We start from the raw sequence: 6,071 nt of genomic DNA, 5'->3' as shown, positions 1-6,071 counted from the left end.
CGTACCCGAGGGGTTCTATTACGTGGAGGTCACCGCGCCGGGATACATCGCCTGGCATGGCTGGGTGAATGCCGACCCCAACACCTCCGGCGACATCCAGATCGTTCTCTCGCCCGAGCTCGACGGCCAGGTCGCCCGCATCGTGTTGCAGTGGGGCCTGAATCCCCGGGACCTCGATTCCCATCTCACCGGACCGACGCCATCCGGCGGCAGGTTCCATGTGTTCTATTCCCACACCATCGAAAACGAGGCGGCGGAATTGGACGTGGACGACACCAGTTCCTACGGGCCGGAGACCATCACCATCCATCGGCTCATCCCCGGCGTCTACCGCTACGCGGTCCACGACTACACCAACCGCAACGCCAATCCGAGCACCGGCCTGGCGCAGTCTGGAGCATCGGTGAAGGTGTTCTTGAACGATGGCCGTGAGCAGACCTTCAACGTTCCCAACGCCCCCGGCACGGTCTGGACCGTGTTCGAAATCGACGGCGCGACCGGAACAGTGACGGCGGTCAACGCCATGAGCTATCAATCCCAACCCGCCAATGTCGGCATGTAATGGAGGTTATCCATGATTTCCGAAGAACCCGCCGACTTGCAGGCCACCATCGAACAGACCGATTCCGGCGAGCAGCAGTATGTGCTGCGGGCGCTCTGCGATCACCTGTCCGGCATCCGTGAGGAGCTTTCCGGCATCCGCACGCTGCTGGAGGCCAGTCACGCCGCCTCGGAGGCGATGCGTGGCCAGGCCCAGGCCTATCTGGAAGCACAGCAGGCCAGGACGCAAGAGTATCTGGATCAGGTACAGGTCGAGCCGGAGCCCGATTTCTATCCCTTCGTCGAACTGCCTGCGGGCACCGAACCCCGGGATCTGCCGGACGGCAACCGGCTCTTCACCTTGCCCGACGGCATGATCCTGCGGACCACTGACGATCAGCGAATCTGCGTCATCGACGCCGGGGAACAGCAGGTCGTCACCCCCGGACCCGGCACGGCTGTCGAGGTCGCCCCGGGACGCCTTTACACCCTGGTCGAGTCCTATCTGAGCGCGACCCAGGAGGCAGCCGGTATCAGCGGACTGCCCGCCGGGATCGATCCGACCGCCATGGGCGCGGAACGCTTCGCGGTGGATCTACCCGAGGGCACCCGTCTCGACGTCGATCACCGGGAGCGGTTCATCACCCTGATCAACCCGGCCGGACCTATCGACATTATCGGTATCGGCCGCATCGAGGGCATCGGCGAAACCATCGCCGTCCGTCTGCTTTCCGGCGGAGCCAAGGGATTCCAGTGCGGCCAGTCCGGCCACGGCGGACTGATCGAGGCGGACGGAACCATCCATCTTGGACTCAAGAGCGGACTGGACCTGGTGGTCCGATTCCAGGGAGAAGCCGTCGATGACGGCGCACCGGAAAATGGCTGCTCGGGACAGTGCGGCATCGACTGCGAGGAGCGTACCTGATGAGCTACGACTTTCTCGGCAAGGGGCTGCGTTACCCGTTCCGGTTTCAGTCGGTATCCGGCGGCACTCAGGTCTCGACCGCCACCTCGCGGGAGCACGAACATATCCGCGAAAGCATCCTGCAGATCCTCGGCACCCGAATCGGCGAACGGTTCATGAATCCGGAGTTCGGCTCCAGGCTGAAGGATCTGGTGTTCGAACAGAACGACGAGGTGCTCAAGGGCCTGCTGCGCCATTACGTGATCGACGCCATCAAGCGCTGGGAAAAGCGGGTGATCATCACGGAGGTGCGCTTCGACGACGGGCCGCTGAACATCGACGCCAACCTGCTGCTGGTGCATATCGCCTACCGGGTGATCCAGAGCCAGGTGGACGGCAACCTGGTCTATCCCTTCTACAGAGAAGACCCGAACAATCCCGCGCCCAGCTATCCCCAGCCGGAGCCCGAGCCTGAACCGCCGCCGGTGCGCAGCGTGCGCCTGTCGCCGGACGTGCGCTCGCTGTTCAATCTGCTCTGGTTCGACGCGGCCGAGCTGAGCCCCGATCCGGACGACTCCTTGATCTGGCCAGCGGGAGAATACGAAGTCGCCTACATCGAGGGAGCCTTTCAAGACCGTAACGGCAAGTGGATCGTCAGCGATCCGGGTGACAACCACGGCCATTACCTGGTCTTCGAGGGAGCACCCGAAACGGAAACGCCCCAGAGCGAGCATGCCCTCTATCTGGCCGCGAGCGGTCTGGGCTTCGACACCCAGAGTCAGGCGGAAGACAACGCCACTGGCACCGCTCACCGGATCACCACGTCGGAGCCTGGCCGCATCGGCCTGTTCTATTTCGAGGGCAAGAAGGAATCCCACTACCTCAACAACACCTCCGGGCAACCCAATCCCGTCTGGCAATTGCGCGGCCCGCTCTGAGGCATCCCGCCTCCGACACATCCAGGCCCCTTCCGGTAAGTAACCGGCGTGGCGAGAGCATCAGGCGCTCTCGCATAACCGCCGAAAACCGGAGAGACCATGGGCCGCGCAAGCATCGGATATATCAACAAGGATTACGAATCGATCCGCCAGGAGCTGCTGGCGAAGATCCCGCAGCTCACCGACCGCTGGACCGATTTCAACCACTCCGATCTCGGCGTCGTCCTGCTCGATCTGTTCTGCGGCGTGGGCGACATGCTGGCCTACTACCTGGACGCCCAGGCGGCGGAGGCTTTCCTGCCCACGGCCCGCCAGCGGCAGAACGTCATCAACCTCTGCAAGCTCATCGGCTACCGGCTGGATTCGCCGGTGGCCTCCACCACCACGCTGCGTTTTCGGCTCTCCGCTCCGCTTGGCAAGGACCTGACCATTCCGGCGGGGACGGCCTGCCGCGCCTTGCTGAATGACGGCGAGGCGGATTTCGAGACGGTCGAGGACGGCCTGATCCCGCGAGGCGTGCTCTCTGCGGACATCCCGGCCCGGCAAGGCGTGCGTCGCACCGAGACCTTCACGTCGACGGGCCTGCCATTCCAGCGCATCCGCCTGACCGGCGACGTCATCGCCCAGGGCACCATCACCGTTACGGTGGGGGACGACGCCTGGAGCGAGGTCGATCATTTTCAGGACAGCCTGGCCGACAGCCGCCATTTCATGGCCGACCTGGATGCGTTCGACATCTCTACCCTGATTTTCGGCGACGGGCAAAGTGGCGCTGTACCCGCTCAGGGAAGCGCCATCACCGTCAGCTATCTGCAGACCATCGGAGACCAGGGCAATCTCGGCCCGAACCGGATCACCCAACTGCTGAGCCCGGTCTACCTCGACGGCGGCCAGGTTTCCCTGACCGTCACCAACCCGGTTCCCGCCACCGGCGGCGCTTCGCGGGAAACCCTCGAACACGCCCGCCGACAGGCACCGGCGGAGTTGCGCAGTCTCTGGAAGGCCGTCACCCTGGAGGATTACCAGGCCCTCGCCGAGGGTTACCCCGGCGTCGCCAAGGCCAAGGTGCTCGACACCAATGCCTGTCAGAACATCCGCTATTACAACGTCCAACTGGCCATCGCCCCCAATGGCGGCGGCATGCCCTCGGCGCTGCTCAAGCGGGACCTCGCGGAGTTTCTCGAGCGCCGCAAGGTCATCACGGTTGAGATCAATCTGTTCGATCCGATCTACCGCCCCGTTTCCATCGACGCCGAGGTCTACATCTGGCCCGGTGAACCGCTGGAAAACGTGCGCAGCCGCATCGAGGCAGCGCTCACCGATTTCTTTTCCTTCGACGAGGTCTCCTTCGGTCAGACCATTCACTTCTCCGACCTGGTGGCCCTGATCGACGGCGTGCGCGGGGTCAGCCACATGCATCTCTACGCGCCGCAGCAGGACATCGAGCTGCGCCATGGCGAAATCCCGGTTCTCGGCAGCGTCAACCTCGATCTGCGGAGGGCCGGTTGATGTCGGATTGGTTCAAAGACAATCTGCTCGGCCTGCTGCCGCCGCTTTACGAGCACAACGACGAGGCCGGTGACCTGCGCACCTTTCTGAGCCTTCCCGCCGGAACGCTCGACGAGTTCAAGCAGGCTATCGACGACTTCCCGACCATCTTCGACGTCGATCATTGCGACGAGCGCTTTCTGCCGCTGCTGGCGAGACTGGTTGGCCTCGAAGTGGACGGAACCTGTTCGCCGGACTGCCAGCGCCGCCGCGTGCGGGAGGCGGTCGAAATCTATCGCCGCAAGGGCACCATCCCGGCCATCGAACGCGACTTTGACGCGCTCGGTTGGCAGGGGGAACTGCAGGAGACCTTCCGCTCGGCTCTGCGTCTCAATGCCCGTTCCCGACTCAGCAGCGCCAAGCTGCCCGGGCTGGTGTTCAGCCTTGGCGTGTTTCGTGTGCTGTGCCTCAACCAGACCGAAGGGCTGCGCGACGCCCTGGTGTTTCACCACCCGGCGGGTACGCGCTGTTTCTGGCTCCAGTTCCTCCTGGAATGGATCGAAGGCGGCGCGATGCTCGACTTCGGGCACGCCAACACCGTGCGCAGGATCGTATTGGCATTTCTCGACGAAACCTTCGTCCTCGGACGTTCCTCGCTCGGTTCCTGCCGTCATCTGACCAACAAGCAGAGGGCCTGGGAGCTGCTGCAGCTCACCAGCACCACGGAGATGATCCCGGAGATCGACCGGGCCGCCGTGAAGGTTTCCCGTTTTCACGGCCGCCAGAACCGGATGCGCCTGAACCACAAGGCCCTCAACGACTGGCGGCTGCCGTACACCCGCGTGGGCGAGGATCGGGTTTCCTTCTGCACGCCCATCTATACCGGCCGCGATTTCGAAGGCGATGTGCTGGAAAGCGGCTTCGGGCTGGGTGAGAGCCATCTCAACCGCAAGCCGCTGACCCATGGCGAGACCGCGCTGCGCTACTGCTTCCGGCAGAAGGATTTCTTTTTCGACACGCAGGCGGAACCGGTCGAGCGGGCGGAGGCCAAGTACGACCTGCGCCTGCCCTTGGAATCCCGGCACCGCCTCTGCTTTCAGCTTGGCCGCGCCAGGCTCAACGAAGGTCTCGATCTCACCGCCAACCAGGGCGGCATCAGCAATCTGCTGCTCGCCTCCACCGCTGGCTGCGACGCGGACGTCACCCTGGCCGTCGACCGGATCGACCGATGGCGGCGGAGAGGGCCTGTGTTCCGGCTCAACGCGAACACCCTGAACACCCGGTATCTGAGCAATGCGAATCTGACCGGCGAACGGGCTTCGCTTGAAGTCTACGTGGACACGGGCTCTCTCCAGCGCCATCGGGTTGAGACCATGAAGCTGGGCGCAAGCCCGCTCAACACCACCGGCCTGCGCCTTTCCGTGGATCGGACCCGCCCCATGCGCGTCAGCCGCATGCGCCTCAACCAGGCCGGATTCCGCTGGTCGCGGCCTTCCTACCGTTGGCTGTTCCGTCAGCAGGATCTGCACGCGCCGACGCAGGCCGGGTTCGAGGCCGCCACCAATAATTATCGCGCCACCCAGTGGCCCACCTGAAGGAGAACCCATGGCGATTCATCTCTATCTTGACGAAGGGCTGACTCAGCAGATTTCCGAGGGGGATTTCAGCCGCCCCGAGGCCGAGAGCTACAACGGTACCGACGGCGACATCAAGGATCGGCAACTCTATGTCGCCAACGAGCAGACGGGCCTTGCTTCGGCCATCGACGCGGCGCAGACCTCCATCGCCTTGGCCGAACCGTGCTTTGCCGACGGCGAACTCATCATCATCGACGGCGAGCAGATGCTCGTCGAAAGCGGCGGCGGCACCGCCAATCTCACCGTGCAGCGGGGCGTGGCCAACACTGTTCCGGCCGCGCACGACGTCGGGTCGACCGTCTATTCCGGCTACGACTACACCGGTCTGGTGCTCGATCCCATTGATGAGACCGGCACTGACGAATCGGTCTGGTACCGCCTGGCCCTGACCCAGGCCGGACTCGACACCGCCACTCAGGGCGCACCGCTCAATCTCGGTGACAAGGCCTTCCCGCAGACGCTGTCTTTCTGGCGGCGCTGCACCGTGCTCCCGGGCACGCCGGTGCAAAACAAACTCGACATCAAACTGCGCCTGACCGGCACGGAAAACCCGATTCTCTAAGG

6 protein-coding genes are annotated in these 6,071 nt (G+C 63.9%); all 6 read left to right on the top strand.

Annotation, left to right across the window (positions count from 1 at the left end):
- Positions 1-562: YfaP family protein (locus tag G495_RS0112925; protein ID WP_028588153.1), on the top strand; the 562-nt coding region annotated here is incomplete at its 5' end.
- A 12-nt stretch (positions 563-574) separates the two neighbouring features.
- Positions 575-1,465 (top strand): hypothetical protein, encoded by an 891-nt coding sequence (locus G495_RS0112920; protein WP_028588152.1) that lies wholly within the window; start codon positions 575-577, stop codon positions 1,463-1,465.
- On the top strand, positions 1,465-2,382 hold the full coding sequence (locus G495_RS0112915) for a GPW/gp25 family protein (protein WP_028588151.1): 918 nt from the start codon (positions 1,465-1,467) through the stop codon (positions 2,380-2,382). Before G495_RS0112920 ends, G495_RS0112915 begins: the two co-directional genes overlap by 1 nt.
- A gap of 99 nt (positions 2,383-2,481) precedes the next feature.
- Entirely contained in the window at positions 2,482-3,891 is a 1,410-nt protein-coding gene (locus G495_RS0112910) for a baseplate J/gp47 family protein (protein WP_028588150.1), read from the top strand.
- Entirely contained in the window at positions 3,891-5,465 is a 1,575-nt protein-coding gene (locus G495_RS0112905) for a phage tail protein (RefSeq protein WP_028588149.1), read from the top strand. Before G495_RS0112910 ends, G495_RS0112905 begins: the two co-directional genes overlap by 1 nt.
- A 10-nt stretch (positions 5,466-5,475) precedes the next feature.
- On the top strand, positions 5,476-6,069 hold the full coding sequence (locus G495_RS0112900; protein WP_028588148.1) for a hypothetical protein: 594 nt from the start codon (positions 5,476-5,478) through the stop codon (positions 6,067-6,069).
- Positions 6,070-6,071: the final 2 nt, after the last annotated feature.

Source organism: Desulfocurvus vexinensis DSM 17965 (assembly GCF_000519125.1).
GTDB classification, from domain to species: domain Bacteria; phylum Desulfobacterota; class Desulfovibrionia; order Desulfovibrionales; family Desulfovibrionaceae; genus Desulfocurvus; species Desulfocurvus vexinensis.
The sequence above is the reverse complement of the archived record's forward strand: the minus strand, read 5'-3'. Positions and strand labels throughout refer to the sequence as shown.

What these genes read in the sequence shown, in the direction of transcription:
- G495_RS0112905 (WP_028588149.1), top strand. Translation starts at nt 3,891, where the DNA reads ATGTCGGATTGGTTCAAAGACAATCTGCTCGGCCTGCTGCCGCCGCTT.
- G495_RS0112910 (WP_028588150.1), top strand. Translation starts at nt 2,482, where the DNA reads ATGGGCCGCGCAAGCATCGGATATATCAACAAGGATTACGAATCGATC.
- G495_RS0112900 (WP_028588148.1), top strand. Translation starts at nt 5,476, where the DNA reads ATGGCGATTCATCTCTATCTTGACGAAGGGCTGACTCAGCAGATTTCC.
- G495_RS0112920 (WP_028588152.1), top strand. Translation starts at nt 575, where the DNA reads ATGATTTCCGAAGAACCCGCCGACTTGCAGGCCACCATCGAACAGACC.
- G495_RS0112915 (WP_028588151.1), top strand. Translation starts at nt 1,465, where the DNA reads ATGAGCTACGACTTTCTCGGCAAGGGGCTGCGTTACCCGTTCCGGTTT.